The organism is Bacillus altitudinis 41KF2b, assembly GCF_000691145.1.
GTDB lineage: Bacteria > Bacillota > Bacilli > Bacillales > Bacillaceae > Bacillus > Bacillus altitudinis.
The window spans coordinates 291,068-308,339 of record NZ_ASJC01000005.1; the positions used below are offsets into that span (position 1 = coordinate 291,068).

Consider the following 17,272-nt stretch of genomic DNA (forward strand, 5'->3'; position numbering starts at 1 on the left):
TGATCAAAATTGACGCGAGCAGAAAGAAAGAAACAGCATATTGAGCATGCTTTGTCGACTGGCCAGCATGCAGCAACAGGTTTACAAGATGTTTCCTTCGTTCACGCCAGTTTACCAGATCTTGCGACATCACAAATTGATACACATACGACAATTGGCGGACTGACTTTCGGTTCGCCAATTTTTATCAATGCAATGACTGGTGGAGGCGGAGAATCGACCTATGAGATTAATCGCTCTTTATCTATCGCAGCGAAGGAAACCAATATTCCAGTAGCAGTCGGATCACAAATGGCCGCACTGAAAGATGCAGACGAACGTCGTACGTATGAAGTGGTTCGAAAGGTGAATCCGGATGGACTCGTTTTTGCCAATTTAGGCAGTGAGGCGACAATTCAGCAAGCACGGGATGCCGTTGACATGCTGGAGGCAAGCATGCTCCAAATTCACTTAAACGTGATTCAAGAGATCGTCATGCCTGAAGGAGATCGTGATTTCAGAGGTGCTGTTGAGCGGATCGCAGCCATCACTGAATCAATTGAGGTACCTGTTGTCGTCAAAGAAGTTGGATTTGGGATGAATAAGGAAACAGCAAAGAAATTATTTGATGCTGGAGTTGCTGCTGTTGATGTAGGCGGATTTGGGGGAACGAATTTTTCTAAAATCGAGAACCTGCGCCGTCAAAAAGCACTTCGCTATTTTGACCAGTGGGGAATTCCAACTGCAGCGAGTCTGGCTGAAGTACATACAGCCTTTCCAGATCAAACCGTCCTAGCTTCTGGAGGCATTCAAGATGCACTTGATGTGACAAAATCAATTGCTCTTGGTGCGTCTGCCGCTGGATTAGCCGGCTTTTTCTTAAAATCCCTGACGAGTGGAGGAGAAAAGGGCCTCATCTCTGATATCATTGATCTACAAGATGATGTGAAGATGTTGATGACAGTACTTGGCATGAAGACAATTGAGGAGCTACGGCAAGCTCCGATTGTGCTTACAGGGGAAACAAGTCATTGGCTGAAAGAAAGAGGCGTGGATACTACGTACTATAGTTTAAGAAATAAGAAGACAAAGGACTAAATGAAATTTTAGCCCTTTGTCTTCTTTTCAGCGTGAAAGAAAACCTTTGCAGTCTATGAAAGACAGCTACTTTTGCGGAGCGAATTTGACATTCGTGAGCACCAGCGCGCAGGACTGACATCGAATGCGAGGGTTTGTCTACACGCTGAGACATGTGATGATCACATGTCTTTTTTTATTGATTTCTTTTGCGAGCGTCTTCCGGGCCTTCTAAAGTTGTTGCCCCTTTGTGATGAATGGATTGATCGCGGTCAGATTCAACTCTTCTTGACGCCTTTAGGCGTTTTTCCTGTCTATCCTTACCCATTATACATCCCTCCTCAACTATTAGGGTGTCACCTCTTGTTTATTTCATGCAAATCCCGCACCTTCTCATACGTTTAAAAACTGGAGATTTTCCCATAATGTAATTGAGGTGATGAGGGTTGGAGGCATTGTACTATTATTGGTCAATATGGTTCGTTTGGATTATGGTGACATTTATCATGGAGAAAAGCACGTGGCGCAATGTGCTAGGCGTATGTGTTCTCGTTCATATTATATGCAGTCATGTCATGGTTTCTATTTTAGACATGAGGATCAATACAGGATTTTTGTTGACCTTTTTATATGCTTGCATGTCATTCGTGATCTTTCGGCCTGCTCATCGAATCATGCGAATCATGCAATTAGGTTCAATGGTCAGTGCGTATGCCTTTTTTATGATTTTTGCATTATATGATCCAGTTTGGTTCACGATAATAAAGGTGGACTGGGTTGTATTTGCCTTGCTGATCTTGATGTGTTTAACATATGGGCATCAGTTAACGGAACGGATCACTTTATGGATGATGGCTATATGTCTGGGGGAAGCCCTTTATGCGCTTACGATTCATCGCCTCACATCTTCCATTGTCATAGGAGATCTCTCGTTTCTTTCCATGGCTGTTCAAGGAGCTGTCTTTCTATTAGGTGTAGGTCAGCTTGAAAAACTCTTGAACACCCGTTCATCTAGAAAACCAGTAAAAGGGGCTGCAAAATCAACATGACGGATTACACGTTTCCTGTGATTATTGGTGTCATCTTTGGGATGGCGGCTAGGCTTTATATGCTAAGAACTGATTATCGGCAATATCCCACATATATTCATGGACAAGTGATTCACATTGCGCTAGGTTTTATTGCATCAGGCCTTGGTGCTATTATTATGCCTGCGCTGATACAGGAAGAATTCACTGCAATTACCTTCCTGACGCTTGCAGCCACGCAATTTCGTGATGTGCGTAATATGGAAAGAAATACATTGACCCAAATGGATTCGTATGAGCTTGTCTCACGAGGCAGTACATATATCGAAGGCATTGCGATCGCCTTTGAAAGTCGAAATTATATTGCCATTCTTACTGCCCTTATTACAACGACCGCCTGTATTTTCTTCTCGCTCGTCGTTGGGACAGTGGTCGGTATTCTTTGTTTTTTCATGGCAAAACTATTAATGTCAGGGAGCCAATTAAAGGATATCGTGAATATTCAAAAAGGGGAACTTCGCTTTGACGGCGCAGGACTTTACGTAAATGATATTTACATTATGAATATCGGGCTGCCTGAAAAGCAAAAATTGATTTTAGAGCATGGAATGGGGTTCATCTTGACTCCGAAGAATTTTAACTCGGCCACAACCATCGCAAACCTTGGGCAGCGGCAGGCTATCTTATTTGATTTATCCAACGTGCTTGGTGTATACCGAGATTCTGGTGAACCATCGCTTTGTCCGCTCGCAAAACGTGATCTGAATAATGGCACACTTGGCGTATTCATTTTACCGCAATGGCAGCGTGAAGATTTAGCTGTCCGTGTATTAGAAGAGGTGCCTATTTTAGAAAATGCCATTAGAATGCCGACAGATTTCATTAAAAAGAAAGTGAGGTAATAGGGCATGGCGAACACCATTGAACAATTTATATTGGCTGTGGCGACAACAAATAAAGAGCGGGTCATTGGCGGAACAGCCGTTTTTTTCTGTGAAAATAAAGAAGAGCTTGACATGTATGCCATGAATTTAGAGGCCATTTTAGATGGAATTGCACACGGCATTGGAGAAGATCTTTATTTGATCGTCAAACATTTTTAAGTTATTCATTGTGGTCTGATTAAAAATTGATATAATATATAAGTTGAACCCTTCATGTTTGAAGGGTTTATTTCATAAAACTGAATGAAAATTATAAATCCCGGTTGAAACATGATGATGAACATATTGAATCGCGGCTGGATTGAAAGGAAGGGTACTATGGGTAAACCTGTCGTAGCCATTGTTGGAAGGCCCAACGTTGGAAAATCTACAATTTTTAATCGAATCGCAGGCGAAAGAATATCGATTGTAGAAGACACACCTGGTGTAACAAGAGATCGAATCTATAGCTCTGCTGAATGGTTAAATTATGACTTTAATTTAATAGATACTGGTGGAATTGATATTGGAGATGAGCCGTTTTTGGCGCAAATTCGCCATCAGGCTGAAATCGCAATGGATGAAGCGGATGTTATTATCTTTATGGTCAATGGAAGAGATGGCGTCACATCTGCGGATGAAGAAGTCGCAAAAATTTTATATCGCACGAAAAAACCTGTCGTACTTGCTGTCAATAAATTGGACAACCCTGAAATGAGAAGCGACGTGTATGACTTTTATGCACTTGGATTTGGTGAACCGTATCCGATTTCTGGAACGCACGGACTCGGTCTAGGTGATCTGCTTGATGCTGTCGCAGAGCATTTCAAAAACTTACCAGATACACAGTATGATGAAGAAGTGGTACAGTTCTGCTTAATCGGCCGCCCAAATGTAGGGAAATCCTCTTTGGTGAATGCGATGCTCGGTGAAGAACGTGTCATTGTCAGCAACATCGCTGGTACAACAAGAGATGCTGTAGATACAATGTTTACGTACAACCAACGTGACTTTGTCATTGTCGACACAGCAGGTATGAGAAAAAAAGGGAAAGTATATGAAACAACAGAGAAATACAGTGTACTTCGAGCGTTAAAAGCCATTGATCGATCGGATGTTGTCGCTGTAGTTCTTGATGGTGAAGAAGGCATTATTGAACAGGATAAACGTATTGCCGGCTACGCACACGAAGCGGGTAAAGCCGTTGTGATCATTGTGAACAAGTGGGATGCTGTTGAAAAAGACGAGCGTACAATGAAGGAATTTGAGCAAAATATTCGCGAGCATTTTCAATTCCTTGATTATGCACCTGTCTTATTCATGTCTGCTCTTACGAAAAAGAGAATTCACACGTTAATGCCAACAATCATTACCGCTAGTGAAAATCATGCGATGCGCGTTCAAACGAACATTCTAAACGATATTATCATGGATGCCGTAGCAATGAACCCAACGCCGACCCATAACGGACAGCGTCTGAAAATTTACTATGCAACACAAGTGGCGATCAAACCGCCGTCCTTTGTTGTGTTTGTAAATGATCCAGAACTTATGCACTTTTCTTATGAGCGTTTCCTAGAAAACCGAATTCGAGATGCATTTGGTTTTGAAGGAACACCAATTAAAATATTTGCGAGAGCGAGAAAATAAAAAGGGTGAGCAGGATGAAGAAAATTTCAGTACTTGGAGCAGGGAGCTGGGGAACAGCTCTTGCGCTTGTATTAGCTGATAATCATCATGATGTACACATGTGGGGACATAGACAAGAATTAATTGATCAAATCAATGAGAAACATGAAAATCATGATTACTTGCCTAATGTTGCATTGCCAGCGTCTATTCAAGCGACAACAGATATGAAACAGGCACTAGAAGGGACAGATGCGATTATTGTCGCTGTGCCAACAAAGGCCATTCGAGAAGTATTGAAACAGGCAAATGAGTTCATTACGTCAAAGGTGCCATTTGTTCATGTCAGTAAAGGAATTGAACCAGATACACTTCTTAGAATTTCTCAAATGATTGAACAAGAAGTCCCGGAAGCGAAAAGAGAAGCAGTTGTTGTCCTGTCAGGACCAAGCCATGCTGAAGAAGTTGGCTTGCGTCATCCGACAACTGTTACTGTCTCGTCAGAACATATTGAAGCAGCTCAATTTGTTCAAGATTTGTTCATGAACAATCATTTTAGAGTGTACACCAACCCTGATGTGATTGGGGTGGAAATTGGCGGGGCGCTGAAAAACATCATCGCTCTTGCGGCAGGGATCACAGACGGACTCGGATATGGCGATAATGCGAAAGCAGCGCTCATCACAAGGGGTCTTGCTGAAATCGCCCGCCTCGGCACAAAAATGGGAGGAAACCCTCTTACGTTTGCCGGATTAACAGGTGTTGGAGATTTGATTGTCACATGTACAAGTGTTCATTCGCGTAACTGGCGCTGCGGGAATTTACTCGGTAAAGGATATAAGCTCGAAGAAGTGCTTGAAAAAATGGGGATGGTTGTCGAAGGCGTCCGCACAACAAAAGGCGCTTATCAGCTCTCCAAAGAATACAAGGTCAGCATGCCGATTACAGAGGCTCTTTACGGCGTCCTATTTGAAGGGAAAAAGGTAGACGATGCTGTAGAATCCTTAATGGCACGTGTGAAAACACATGAGATGGAAGACCTTGTGAACATGTTCGAAAACCAAACAAAGTAATTGGAAGACTGAACTTAGGCGTGTAGAGGATGCAAGAAGGGGCAGACTTGCATAACATAACAATGAAGTTTGAATAGAGCTTTGCCTCTACAGAATGAGGAAAAATAGTCGACCTAATGGCTGAAGCAGAGTCCCCCTCTTTGCTTCAGTTTTTTTATGCACTTTTTTCTGAATGATTGGAAAAATGATTGATATTTGACTTAATTTTGGTTTAGAATGAAATATAAACGCTTACAATTCGTTTGTATTAAAGGGGGACAGGCACGATGAGTTTTGCTTTAATCAAGATGTGGTTTGCGCTTGGTTCAATGGGGCTCATGTTTTTAGCCGTTGTAACCATTTATCTGAGTAGATTTAAGCTGAAGAGTCGATTTCTGAAAATAACAGCTTCGACTGTTGCGTACAGCTTGATGCTCATATCAGGTATCATTGTGTTTTTAGTTGTATTTAGTGGGCCGGTCAATGAATAAAGAAAAAGGAAGAATATGATGATCAAAGCAAAAATCAGTGTCATGCTGTTAACACTTATTTTACTTACGGGGTGCCTCTATCCAGAGAATCGCAAAGCTGAAAACCGCGTGCCATATAAAGAGCAGCTGCAAAGTGTGCAGACAGCGATTGAAGATTTTCAAAAAGCGACAAATGGCCTTTTGCCCATTGAAACAAAAGAAGGCGACACACCGATTTATCAGAAGTATGTCATTGACTTTAAGCGTCTGTCACCAAGATATTTACACGATGTACCGTCGACATCTTTTGAAGGCGGGGGCGAATATATCTATGTCCTCACAGACGTCGAACAAAATCCAACGGTGAAACTGCTTGATGTCAAAATGACACAAACGATCAGTGAATTGCGTCTGAGAATCAAAATATATCAAGATGAACATACATATCCGCCATATGGCAAAGTAGTATCCAAAGATTTATATACGTTAAATGAAAAAAAACTAGGGTTAAAAGCACCGCCTACAGTGACGAGCCCTGTTACGGGTGAATCACTTCCATTACTGATTTCCTCAAATGGCGAAATCTATGTTGACTATCGCAGTGATTTTGCCCAGATTTTGAAAAATACGAAACAAAAGCTGAAACCAGGTGAAAATATTCAAGATGTCTATTGGCAGGAAACCCCGTTTGTACCAGCGTTTTCTGTTCCATATACGATCAACAAAAAAGGTGAGCCGGCTTTTTTAGAAAAAAAGACGTCATAAACAAGAATGAACCTTTCTCCTCTGCATATAAATGAGGAGAAAGGTTTTTTTATGGCTAAACATACTCTCAAAACAAAAAAGGTGTCATATTCAAATAGGACAACGTCATACACATATATTGTCCTGACACCTTTCAAGCACCGTTTGATTGAAGTATAGAGTATTTTATTTGAAAACGAGGATAGCAAGTCCGGGAGGGGATCACTTGGAAAAAGTTGATATTTTCAAGGATATCGCTGAACGAACAGGAGGCGATATATATTTAGGAGTCGTTGGAGCTGTTCGTACAGGGAAATCTACGTTTATTAAAAAGTTTATGGAGCTCGTGGTGCTCCCGAATATCAATAATGAGGCAGACCGTGCAAGAGCACAGGATGAATTGCCGCAAAGCGCAGCAGGAAAAACCATTATGACCACAGAGCCAAAATTTGTGCCAAATCAAGCGGCATCCATTCACGTGAGCGACGGTCTGGATGTCAACATTAGGCTTGTCGATTGTGTAGGCTACACCGTGCCTGGTGCACGCGGCTATGAAGATGAAAATGGTCCGAGAATGATTAATACGCCGTGGTATGAAGAACCAATCCCGTTTCATGAAGCAGCGGAAATTGGTACACGCAAGGTCATTCAAGAGCATTCAACCATTGGTGTTGTGATTACAACAGATGGATCAATTGGAGAAATCCCAAGACATGACTATATTGAATCAGAAGAACGTGTCATTGACGAACTCAAAGAAGTTGGAAAGCCGTTTATTATGGTGATCAACTCTGTGAGACCTTATCACCCTGAAACAGAAGCACTGCGGCAGGAGCTTAGTCAAAAATATGATATTCCTGTACTCGCGATGAGTGTCGAAAGTATGAGAGAACAAGACGTCCTCAGTGTACTTCGTGAAGCATTATATGAATTCCCAGTGCTTGAGGTGAATGTGAACCTGCCAAGCTGGGTCATGGTACTAAAAGAAGATCATTGGCTAAGAGAGAGTTATCAGGATTCAGTGAAAGAAACCGTCAAGGATATTAAGAGATTAAGAGATGTTGACCGAGTGGTAGGTCAGTTCAGTGAATTCGATTTTATCGAAAGAGCGGGCTTAGCAGGCATTGAAATGGGTCAGGGGATCGCAGAAATTGATCTGTATGCGCCGGATGATCTATATGATCATATCCTAAAAGAAGTGGTTGGTGTGGAAATTAGGGGCAAAGATCACCTTCTTGAGCTCATGCAAGATTTTGCACATGCGAAAACGGAGTATGATCAAGTGTCTGACGCTTTAAAAATGGTGAAGCAGACTGGTTATGGAATTGCGGCACCAGCTTTGTCAGATATGAGTTTAGATGAGCCGGAAATCATTAGGCAAGGATCAAGATTCGGCGTCAGATTAAAAGCAGTCGCGCCATCTATTCATATGATTAAGGTAGATGTAGAAAGTGAGTTTGCGCCGATTATCGGAACAGAAAAACAAAGTGAAGAGCTCGTCCGATACTTAATGCAAGACTTTGAAGATGATCCGCTTTCGATCTGGAATTCCGATATATTTGGACGCTCACTCAGCTCGCTTGTCAGAGAAGGCATTCAAGCAAAACTCTCGCTGATGCCGGAAAATGCAAGGTATAAACTAAAGGAAACGCTTGAACGAATTATTAACGAAGGATCAGGCGGTCTGATCGCGATTATTCTATAGGATGTGAGACCTCTCATTGATGGGGGTCTTTTTTTGCGTGCGGGTTAAGTCATAAAAAGACAATTGTATAAAGATTAGTCAGATTCAGGCTGAAATTAGGAATATTCGTTCGCAAAAGTGCCCTTAATCCTTGACGAATAAGGATTCTTCCCTTTAAAATGCTTGATATGGTATTTCATATGTGTTAATCTACTTACAGAAAATCTTCACTTTGTTGGACAAACATTCCTTCAAAGAGAAGTTTTCTAATGAAAAGCCATGTATGACGCTTTCTAGACGCTCTTTTTTTCAAAAAAAGTGTATAGAAAGAAGATGAATTGTGAAGAAATGATAACAATCTATTGAATGCATATTTTTGGGAGGAGGTGAAAGGCATGAACAAGACAGAACTTATTAACGCGGTTGCTGAAGCAAGCGAGTTATCTAAAAAAGACGCGACAAAAGCAGTTGATTCTGTTTTTGATACAATTTTAGATGCACTTAAAAATGGTGACAAAATCCAACTTATTGGTTTTGGTAACTTTGAAGTACGTGAGCGTTCAGCTCGTAAAGGACGTAACCCACAAACTGGTGCAGAGATCGAAATCCCTGCAAGCAAAGTACCTGCTTTCAAACCAGGTAAAGCACTTAAAGACGCGGTGGCAGGTAAATAATCGTTATGTGTAATGATCCTATTGAAGGAGTTATACATATACAGTTTCACACTGGTCTAGAAAAGCCCCTTTGATAAGGGGCTTTTCCTTTTGAATCAAATGGTTTGTTTAGAACGCTCTCCTTTGCTTTTAGGATCTGAAGTGTGCTAGAATCTGAATGAAATGTAATCGCCTTTGGAGGATATAATACATGAGTGAAATAAATAAAGAATTAATCGAACACGCAGTACGCGATATATTAAAAGCAATCGGAGAAGATCCAGATCGTGAAGGACTTCTTGATACCCCAAAACGAGTAGCAAAAATGTATGAAGAAGTGTTCTCGGGATTAAATGAAGATCCAAAAGAACATTTTAAAACCATTTTTGGTGAAGATCATGAAGAACTCGTACTTGTCAAAGATATTGCTTTTCATTCAATGTGTGAACACCATCTTGTGCCATTCTATGGCAAAGCCCATGTCGCTTATATTCCGCGCGGCGGAAAAGTAACGGGACTCAGCAAGCTGGCAAGAGCAGTAGAAGCCGTGGCAAAGCGCCCGCAGCTTCAGGAGCGCATTACATCAACGATTGCAGATAGCATGGTGGAAACTTTAAATCCACATGGTGTGATGATTGTCGTTGAAGCAGAGCATATGTGTATGACGATGCGCGGAGTGAAGAAGCCCGGCGCTAAAACAGTCACTTCAGCCGTACGCGGTACATTTGCAAATGATGCGGCAGCAAGAGCAGAAGTGCTTTCATTTATTAAAAACGACTAATCCATAGATGGAAGGTGAACAGATTGAGTGAAAATAAAGCATCTGATTTTGTGGTGATTAAAGCCATTGATAATGGTGTCAATGTGATCGGCTTAACTAGAGGTTCCGATACAAGATTTCACCATTCCGAAAAGCTCGATAAAGGTGAAGTCATTATCGCGCAATTTACTGAGCACACATCAGCCATCAAAGTGCGGGGCGATGCTGTCATTCAAACAAGCTTCGGTGAAATTCAAAGCGAAGCAAAGAAATAACGCTCGACTATGCACTTGATAGCATGAAAGTCAGGCCTGATATGGTATAATAAATCTCTATACAATGTAGAGAGCTACATATGAAACTGTAATTTTTGGGACAAGGGTGATATCTTTGCAAGACATCTACGGAATTTTATCTAATCTGAATATAAAATTAAACAAAAAGCTTTCTCATCCTTATTTGGCGAAGCATTTGCGTGCACCGCTCATCGATGAAGATAAGCTCCTTCTTTTTCATGCAATGTTTGATGAAGCTCAAATCGATGCTGAGAAAAAAGAAAATTATATTTTAACGGCGATGCTTGTGCAAATTGCCCTTGATACCCATGACGAAGTCACAACTGCTGCAGCCATCAAACAAGACGAGTTCAAAAATCGTCAGTTGACCATCCTAGCAGGAGACTATTTCAGCGGTCTCTATTACTCTCTTCTCTCTGACATGAAAGATATTTACATGATCCGTACTCTCGCCACGGCGATCAAAGAGATTAATGAACATAAAATTAGACTATATGATCGATCCATTCAAGATGCAGCCCACTTTTATAAAAGTGTTGCTACAGTAGAATCTGCGCTATTCCAAAGAATTTCTGAGCACTTTCAATTGACGCATTGGAATGAAATTGCAAGTCGCTTCCTTGTTTATAAACGTTTTATGAAACAAGCAGAAGACGACAAACATTTAAAACTTTTTTTGAACGATAGCTATACGGACGCCTATACATGTTTTGACAACTTTGAAAGTGAAGGCTATGAAAAGGCCAAACGATCAATCAAGGAGCATCTAGTTTCATCTCCGATCGTTCAAAAAGAGCTATTAAATCGCTTGGATCATATGAAAAATGAACCTGCGTACCATCAGAAAGTGGAAGAAGGGTAAGTCATGCAGCAATCAAAAGAACAGCGAGTACACGGTGTATTTGAAAAAATTTATAAAAACTATGACCAAATGAACTCTGTCATTAGCTTTAAACAGCATAAAAAATGGCGCGATAAAACAATGAAGCTCATGAATGTTCAAAAAGGAGCCAAAGCACTAGATGTATGCTGTGGAACTGCCGATTGGACGATTGCGCTTGCAGACGCTGTTGGAGAAACTGGCGAGGTCAAAGGTCTTGACTTCAGTAAAAATATGCTGAGTGTTGGCGAAACGAAGGTGAAAACAGGCGGCTACAATCAAATTGAGCTGCTCCACGGCAACGCAATGGAGCTTCCTTTTGAGGACAACTCATTTGATTATGTCACAATCGGTTTTGGACTTCGAAATGTCCCTGATTACTTAACAGTGCTAAAGGAAATGACGCGAGTGGTAAAACCCGGTGGAATGGTTGTCTGCCTTGAAACATCACAGCCTGAGATGATTGGGTTTAAACAAGGGTATTATGTCTATTTCAAATACATCATGCCGCTCTTTGGCAAGCTGTTTGCCAAAAGCTATCAGGAGTATTCATGGCTTCAAGAATCAGCCAAAACGTTCCCTGGCATGAAAGAACTGGCGTCTCTTTTTGAAGAGGCTGGTCTGTCTGATGTCTCGTATCATCCATTTACAGGCGGTGTAGCAGCAACACATATCGGAAAGAAGCTTTGAATAAACGATATTTGGGTGAAAATAATGAAACTAAAAGCAATGATTTCTTTTCTAAATCATGATATCGATATAATTGAAAAAGAGCTTGAACAAACCGTTCGCTCTGATTATGCATTATTAAGTGAAGCCGGTCTTCATTTGCTGCAAGCGGGCGGAAAACGAATCCGCCCCGTTTTTGTTCTCCTTTCAGGCATGTTTGGTGACTATGATATTAATAAAATTAAATATGTAGCCGTAGCGCTTGAATTAATTCATATGGCATCACTTGTCCATGACGATGTCATTGATGATGCAGAACTGAGAAGAGGAAAACCGACGATTAAAGCAAAATGGGACAACAGAATTGCGATGTACACGGGGGATTACTTATTTGCAAGGTCACTCGAGTACATGACGAAAATCAATCACCCAATGGCACATGAAATTTTGTCAAAAATGGTCGTCGAGCTCTGTCTTGGGGAAATAGAACAAGTCAAAGATAAATACAACATGGACCAAAACCTTCGTACATATTTAAGAAGAATTAAACGAAAAACAGCCTTGCTTATTGCAGGTAGCTGCCAATTAGGTGCGATTGCAGCTGGAACAGATGAAAAAACACATAAAGCCCTTTACTGGTTTGGGTACTATGTTGGTATGTCGTACCAGATCATTGATGATGTCCTTGATTTTACATCAACTGAAGAAGAATTAGGTAAACCTGTTGGCGGGGACCTTTTACAAGGAAATGTCACTCTTCCCGTTTTATATGCGCTTCAGAACCCGACGTTAGAAGGTCAGTTGAAGCTGATCAATAGTGAAACGACGGAAAAGCAGCTGAAACCTGTGATTGAACATCTCAAACAAACAGATGCGATCGACCGTTCCATTCGAGTGAGTGAAATGTATTTGAAAAAAGCATTTGAACAGCTCGATCAACTTCCGCGCGGGCGGGCTAAATCTTCATTAGCGTCGATTGCAAAATATATTGGTAAACGAAAATTCTGATCAACGTTTCGTTGGTTGGTTTTTTTGTGAAATTTTTTTGTCAAAAATTGATTATTATAAAAAAAAATGATACGATCACTTTGTAACAATGTAAGCCTATACATACATAACGACGGGGTGGAGAACGTATATGGACAAAACATTTCTTATGGTCAAGCCTGATGGTGTGGAAAGACAATTAATCGGTGAAATTGTGTCAAGATTCGAAAAAAAGGGGCTTCAGCTTGTTGGAGCAAAGCTCATGAGCATTCCAAAAGAAGTAGCAGAAACACATTACGGAGAGCATAAAGAAAAACCATTTTTCGGTGAATTGGTTGACTTTATTACGTCAGGACCTGTATTTGCGATGGTATGGCAAGGTGAACAAGTCGTAGACGTAACAAGGCAGATAATTGGAAAGACAAATCCGAAGGAAGCGCTTCCGGGAACAATAAGAGGCGACTATGGATTAACTGTTGGCAAAAACATTATCCATGGCTCAGACTCACCAGAAAGTGCCGAAAGAGAAATCAACCTGTTCTTCAAACAAGAAGAACTGACAAACTGGGATCAAACGATCTCAAGCTGGATTTATTAATGTTCAAGCCAAAGTGTTCATCAAATGATCACTTTGGCTTTTTTATATTGAGATTTCTATACGAATTTTCGCATGAGATGATACAAATTTATGATAAAAACAGCTATACTAGGACAAAGATAGATGAGACAGGAGAGGACATTGATGGATCAGTATCAAGTATTTGTTGGAAAATGGAAAAAACTAACTGGGGTAGATCTGAACTTATATAAAGAAGCACAAATGAAACGAAGATTAACATCCCTTTATGATAAAAAAGGATATAAAGATTTTGAGGCATTTGCGTCTGCTCTTGAAAAGGACAAAGCGCTATTAGATGAAACGATGGATCGAATGACGATCAATGTGTCAGAATTTTACCGAAACTATCAGCGCTGGGAAGTACTTGATCAAAAAATCCTGCCGCTGCTTTCAAAAAACAGTGGCACTCTAAAAATATGGAGTGCAGCTTGCTCTACTGGAGAAGAGCCGTATACACTCTCAATGCTGCTATCAAGCCATCCGCTTGTGAAGGACTTCCAAATTATCGCAACGGATATAGATGATAAAGTCCTGCAATCTGCGCAAAAAGGAAGATATCATGAACGATCTTTGCAAGAGGTGCCAGATCAAATCAAGCAAAAATATTTCACCAAAGAAGATTCTTCATTTTACACGGTGAAGGATGAGATTCGAAAGCACATTCAATTTAAGAAACACAACCTTTTAGCAGATCCATATGAAAAACAGCTGGATCTCATCGTGTGCCGAAATGTTCTCATCTACTTTACAGAAGAGGCGAAAGAAGAAATTTACTTAAAAATGAGCAGCAGTTTAAAGCAAAACGGCGTATTATTTGTTGGTTCAACAGAACAAATTTTTCACCCAGAAAAGTTTGGATTAACCTCTGCTGATACTTTCTTTTATCAAAAGAAGGGGTAGTAGCTGACTTTTTAGTAGGAAGTGTGTTATTATAGTTTTACTTAAAAGCGTTAATGCGATGAAGGGAGAATAAGTCATGAGGTACTTAACAGCAGGTGAATCACATGGTCCACAACTGACCACAATTATTGAAGGAGTTCCAGCGGGACTTTACATAGAGCAGGATGACATCAATTATGAACTGGCTAGAAGACAAAAAGGTCATGGCCGCGGAAGAAGAATGCAGATTGAAAAAGACCAAGCGAAAGTGTTAAGTGGAGTCCGCCACGGGAAAACATTAGGTTCTCCTATTGCACTTGTTGTTGAAAATAATGATTGGAAGCACTGGACAAAGGTCATGGGTGCAGAGCCAATTACTGAAGAAGAAGAGAGTGAAATGAAGCGTCAAATCTCTCGTCCAAGACCAGGGCATGCGGATTTAAATGGTGCGATTAAATATGGTCACCGTGATATGAGAAACGTATTAGAGCGCTCATCAGCACGCGAGACAACGGTTCGTGTAGCAGCAGGTGCAGTAGCGAAACAAATTTTGGCTCACCTTGGAATCAAAGTGGCTGGTCACGTCCTTGAAATTGGTGGAGTAAAAGCTTCCCATACCGCTTATGAATCTATTGAAGATTTGCAAAAAGTAACAGAAGAATCACCTGTTCGCTGCTATGACAGTGAAGCTGGTCAAAAAATGATGGATGCCATTGACGAAGCGAAGAAAAACGGCGATTCAATTGGTGGTATTGTCGAAGTCATCGTTGAAGGGATGCCAGTTGGAGTCGGCAGCTATGTGCACTATGACCGTAAACTGGATAGCAAGCTTGCAGGCGCAGTACTGAGTATCAACGCTTTTAAAGGTGTTGAATTCGGTATTGGCTTTGAGGCAGCTTCTAAAAATGGCAGTGAAGTTCATGATGAAATCATCTGGGATGAAGAAAAAGGCTATACGAGAAAAACAAACCGCTTAGGTGGTCTTGAAGGCGGAATGTCAACTGGCATGCCAATCGTCGTAAGAGGGGTTATGAAACCAATCCCAACTCTATACAAACCATTGCAAAGCGTGGATATTGAAACAAAAGAACCTTTCTCTGCAAGTATTGAGCGTTCTGACAGCTGTGCTGTTCCAGCCGCAAGTGTTGTGGCAGAAGCAGTCGTTGCATGGGAAATCGCCAATGCAGTGGTTGAGCAGTTTGGTCTTGATCAAATTGACCGCATTAAAGAAAATGTCGACAAAATGCGCCAGCTTCAGAGGGAGTTTTAATGAAAACACTGGAAGTGAAGACGTCTTCAGCCACTTATCCTGTATATATCGGTGATGGGATTAGACAAAATATCGTAGACTTGATTACTTCCACTGGGCGATCTTACACGAAGCTCTTCATCGTGACAGATTCAGCCGTCGATGCCCTTTATGGAGATGAAATGGTTCAATTACTGAAACAGAAATGGTCTGTACAAAAAGTAGTGGTGCCAAACGGAGAACAATCAAAATCTTTTGCACAGTTTGAGCAGATTCATACGAAAGCCATCCAATTTCAACTCGACCGCTCCTCATGCATCATTGCATTAGGAGGTGGGGTGATTGGAGACTTGGCTGGCTTTGCTGCTGCCACTTATATGAGAGGCATTGATTTTATTCAAGTACCGACCACGCTGCTTGCACATGATAGTGCAGTCGGCGGAAAAACCGGAATCAATCATCCGCTCGGCAAAAATTTAATTGGTGCGTTTCATCAACCGGCAGCTGTCATCTATGATACAAGTATGCTAGAGACACTCTCACCAATAGAGCTAAGATCAGGCTTTGCTGAGGTGATAAAACATGCACTGATTTCAAGTGAAGTCTTTTTATCAGAACTGATGTCCATTCGTTCGTTGACAGAATTATCAAAGGGTGAACTGGCACATATGCTTTATCAAGGGATTCAAGTGAAAGCATCCATTGTTCAAGAAGATGAAAAAGAACATGGTGTGCGGGCATACTTGAATTTAGGTCATACACTAGGGCATGCCATTGAAGCGGAGTATGGATACGGTGCGATTACGCATGGAGATGCCATTGCAATTGGCATGCAGTTTGCTTTATATGTCAGTGAAAAAGAGCAAGGACTCAGCCTAGATCGTGAGAAACTTAAAGTGTGGATGAAAGAACTAGGGTTCCCAGTACAAGTCACACAAACGATTTCAACCAAAACATTTGTCGATCGCATGATTGGTGATAAGAAGGCAAGAGGCGGGAGTGTTCAATTTGTTTTGCTAAAACAAGTTGGAGACGTCACCCTGCAATCTTTCACAAAAGATGAGCTGTATCACTGGCTCGAAGAATGGAAACGGGAGGAGGGCTGTCTATGATGTTTCGCGGGATACGCGGGGCTACAACTGTGACAGAAGATACTGAAACAGAAGTGTTAACCAAAACGAAGCAGCTGCTAGAAGCGATCATTTCAAAAAACCAAGTAGATCCAGAGCGTGTCGTGCAGATCTTGATTTCAGCTACACAAGATATTCACTCCGTTTTTCCAGCAAAAGTACTCAGGCAGTTTGAAGGATGGACCTATGTGCCTGTCACTTGTATGCAAGAGCTTGACATTGATGGAGGTCTAAAGAAGTGCATTCGCGTTTTAATGACCGTTCAGACAGATGTCAAGCAGGAAGACATACAGCACGTATACTTGGAAGAGGCTGTCACGCTTCGGCCTGATTTACAGTTGACAAAAAACAAGGAATTATAATACGATATGAACAGCCGAAGTTTACACACAGGTGTGAACGGCATTGCAAGCTTAGAGAAGATGAGAATGAGACTAGGGTAGTTGAGATGAGTAGAGTTGAGCAGAGATACGATACTTCTATTTAATCATACTGCCTAAAAGAGCGAAGCCTCTTTTAGGCTTATTTCGTATACTCAAACAAATCCTCAAGATGTCCCCTCAT

At 41.2% G+C, this 17,272-nt stretch carries 21 protein-coding genes; 20 read left to right on the plus strand and 1 reads right to left on the minus strand.

Annotation, left to right across the window (positions count from 1 at the left end; all coding sequences use genetic code 11):
• Nucleotides 1-9: 9 nt before the first annotated feature.
• Entirely contained in the window at nucleotides 10-1,077 is a 1,068-nt protein-coding gene (gene fni / locus BA79_RS11720; RefSeq protein WP_035702903.1) for a type 2 isopentenyl-diphosphate Delta-isomerase, read from the plus strand.
• A gap of 175 nt (nucleotides 1,078-1,252) precedes the next feature.
• Here fni and BA79_RS19105 read toward each other — a convergent pair whose 3' ends face one another.
• Entirely contained in the window at nucleotides 1,253-1,384 is a 132-nt protein-coding gene (locus tag BA79_RS19105; protein WP_008344525.1) for a YpzI family protein, read from the minus strand.
• 127 nt (nucleotides 1,385-1,511) lie between these two features.
• Between BA79_RS19105 and BA79_RS11725 the strand changes: the two genes are divergently transcribed.
• The 19 genes from BA79_RS11725 to aroH all read left to right on the plus strand — a co-directional run bounded on the left by BA79_RS11725 (nucleotide 1,512) and on the right by aroH (nucleotide 17,070).
• Entirely contained in the window at nucleotides 1,512-2,105 is a 594-nt protein-coding gene (locus tag BA79_RS11725) for a YphA family membrane protein (RefSeq protein ID WP_428829221.1), read from the plus strand.
• Nucleotides 2,102-2,986: a YIEGIA family protein gene (locus BA79_RS11730; protein WP_007500964.1), complete on the plus strand. Its 885-nt coding sequence runs from the start codon at nucleotides 2,102-2,104 to the stop codon at nucleotides 2,984-2,986. The genes BA79_RS11725 and BA79_RS11730 overlap by 4 nt, the downstream gene beginning before the upstream one ends.
• Nucleotides 2,987-2,992: 6 nt before the next feature.
• Nucleotides 2,993-3,187 carry a capping complex subunit for YIEGIA gene (locus BA79_RS11735; RefSeq protein ID WP_008344527.1) on the plus strand — a complete coding sequence of 65 codons (195 nt, stop codon included), beginning with the start codon at nucleotides 2,993-2,995 and terminating at the stop codon, nucleotides 3,185-3,187.
• A gap of 159 nt (nucleotides 3,188-3,346) precedes the next feature.
• Nucleotides 3,347-4,657, plus strand: coding sequence for a ribosome biogenesis GTPase Der (gene der / locus BA79_RS11740; protein WP_008344528.1), 1,311 nt, complete (start codon nucleotides 3,347-3,349; stop codon nucleotides 4,655-4,657).
• A 14-nt stretch (nucleotides 4,658-4,671) separates the two neighbouring features.
• Entirely contained in the window at nucleotides 4,672-5,709 is a 1,038-nt protein-coding gene (locus BA79_RS11745) for an NAD(P)H-dependent glycerol-3-phosphate dehydrogenase (protein ID WP_035702907.1), read from the plus strand.
• A 266-nt stretch (nucleotides 5,710-5,975) separates the two neighbouring features.
• Nucleotides 5,976-6,179 carry a DUF2768 domain-containing protein gene (locus BA79_RS11750; RefSeq protein ID WP_008344530.1) on the plus strand — a complete coding sequence of 68 codons (204 nt, stop codon included), beginning with the start codon at nucleotides 5,976-5,978 and terminating at the stop codon, nucleotides 6,177-6,179.
• A gap of 18 nt (nucleotides 6,180-6,197) precedes the next feature.
• Nucleotides 6,198-6,923, plus strand: coding sequence for a hypothetical protein (locus tag BA79_RS11755; protein WP_007500961.1), 726 nt, complete (start codon nucleotides 6,198-6,200; stop codon nucleotides 6,921-6,923).
• Nucleotides 6,924-7,128: 205 nt separating this feature from the next.
• Nucleotides 7,129-8,607, plus strand: a complete 1,479-nt coding sequence (gene spoIVA, locus BA79_RS11760; RefSeq protein ID WP_008344534.1) for a stage IV sporulation protein A — start codon at nucleotides 7,129-7,131, stop codon at nucleotides 8,605-8,607.
• A gap of 374 nt (nucleotides 8,608-8,981) precedes the next feature.
• The gene (gene hbs, locus BA79_RS11765) at nucleotides 8,982-9,260 is read left to right on the plus strand and encodes a non-specific DNA-binding protein Hbs (RefSeq protein ID WP_003215863.1); all 279 of its coding nucleotides are present in this window, start codon (nucleotides 8,982-8,984) and stop codon (nucleotides 9,258-9,260) included.
• A 190-nt stretch (nucleotides 9,261-9,450) separates the two neighbouring features.
• A complete protein-coding gene (folE, locus tag BA79_RS11770) occupies nucleotides 9,451-10,020 on the plus strand; it encodes a GTP cyclohydrolase I FolE (RefSeq protein WP_003215789.1) in 570 nt (189 codons plus the stop codon).
• A 23-nt stretch (nucleotides 10,021-10,043) separates the two neighbouring features.
• Entirely contained in the window at nucleotides 10,044-10,274 is a 231-nt protein-coding gene (gene mtrB, locus BA79_RS11775) for a trp RNA-binding attenuation protein MtrB (protein ID WP_008344541.1), read from the plus strand.
• A gap of 115 nt (nucleotides 10,275-10,389) precedes the next feature.
• Entirely contained in the window at nucleotides 10,390-11,157 is a 768-nt protein-coding gene (locus BA79_RS11780) for a heptaprenyl diphosphate synthase component 1 (protein WP_024718505.1), read from the plus strand.
• 3 nt (nucleotides 11,158-11,160) lie between these two features.
• Complete coding sequence (locus tag BA79_RS11785; protein ID WP_007500957.1) at nucleotides 11,161-11,865, plus strand: demethylmenaquinone methyltransferase; 705 nt, start codon at nucleotides 11,161-11,163, stop codon at nucleotides 11,863-11,865.
• A gap of 24 nt (nucleotides 11,866-11,889) precedes the next feature.
• Nucleotides 11,890-12,852: a heptaprenyl diphosphate synthase component II gene (gene hepT, locus BA79_RS11790; RefSeq protein ID WP_007500951.1), complete on the plus strand. Its 963-nt coding sequence runs from the start codon at nucleotides 11,890-11,892 to the stop codon at nucleotides 12,850-12,852.
• A 130-nt stretch (nucleotides 12,853-12,982) separates the two neighbouring features.
• Nucleotides 12,983-13,429 carry a nucleoside-diphosphate kinase gene (ndk, locus tag BA79_RS11795; RefSeq protein WP_003216015.1) on the plus strand — a complete coding sequence of 149 codons (447 nt, stop codon included), beginning with the start codon at nucleotides 12,983-12,985 and terminating at the stop codon, nucleotides 13,427-13,429.
• Nucleotides 13,430-13,573: 144 nt separating this feature from the next.
• The gene (locus tag BA79_RS11800) at nucleotides 13,574-14,350 is read left to right on the plus strand and encodes a CheR family methyltransferase (RefSeq protein WP_008344547.1); all 777 of its coding nucleotides are present in this window, start codon (nucleotides 13,574-13,576) and stop codon (nucleotides 14,348-14,350) included.
• 76 nt (nucleotides 14,351-14,426) lie between these two features.
• Nucleotides 14,427-15,599 carry a chorismate synthase gene (gene aroC / locus BA79_RS11805; RefSeq protein WP_007500947.1) on the plus strand — a complete coding sequence of 391 codons (1,173 nt, stop codon included), beginning with the start codon at nucleotides 14,427-14,429 and terminating at the stop codon, nucleotides 15,597-15,599.
• Nucleotides 15,599-16,690, plus strand: a complete 1,092-nt coding sequence (gene aroB / locus BA79_RS11810; protein ID WP_035702911.1) for a 3-dehydroquinate synthase — start codon at nucleotides 15,599-15,601, stop codon at nucleotides 16,688-16,690. Before aroC ends, aroB begins: the two co-directional genes overlap by 1 nt.
• Nucleotides 16,687-17,070 carry a chorismate mutase gene (gene aroH / locus BA79_RS11815; protein ID WP_035702913.1) on the plus strand — a complete coding sequence of 128 codons (384 nt, stop codon included), beginning with the start codon at nucleotides 16,687-16,689 and terminating at the stop codon, nucleotides 17,068-17,070. Before aroB ends, aroH begins: the two co-directional genes overlap by 4 nt.
• Nucleotides 17,071-17,272: the final 202 nt, after the last annotated feature.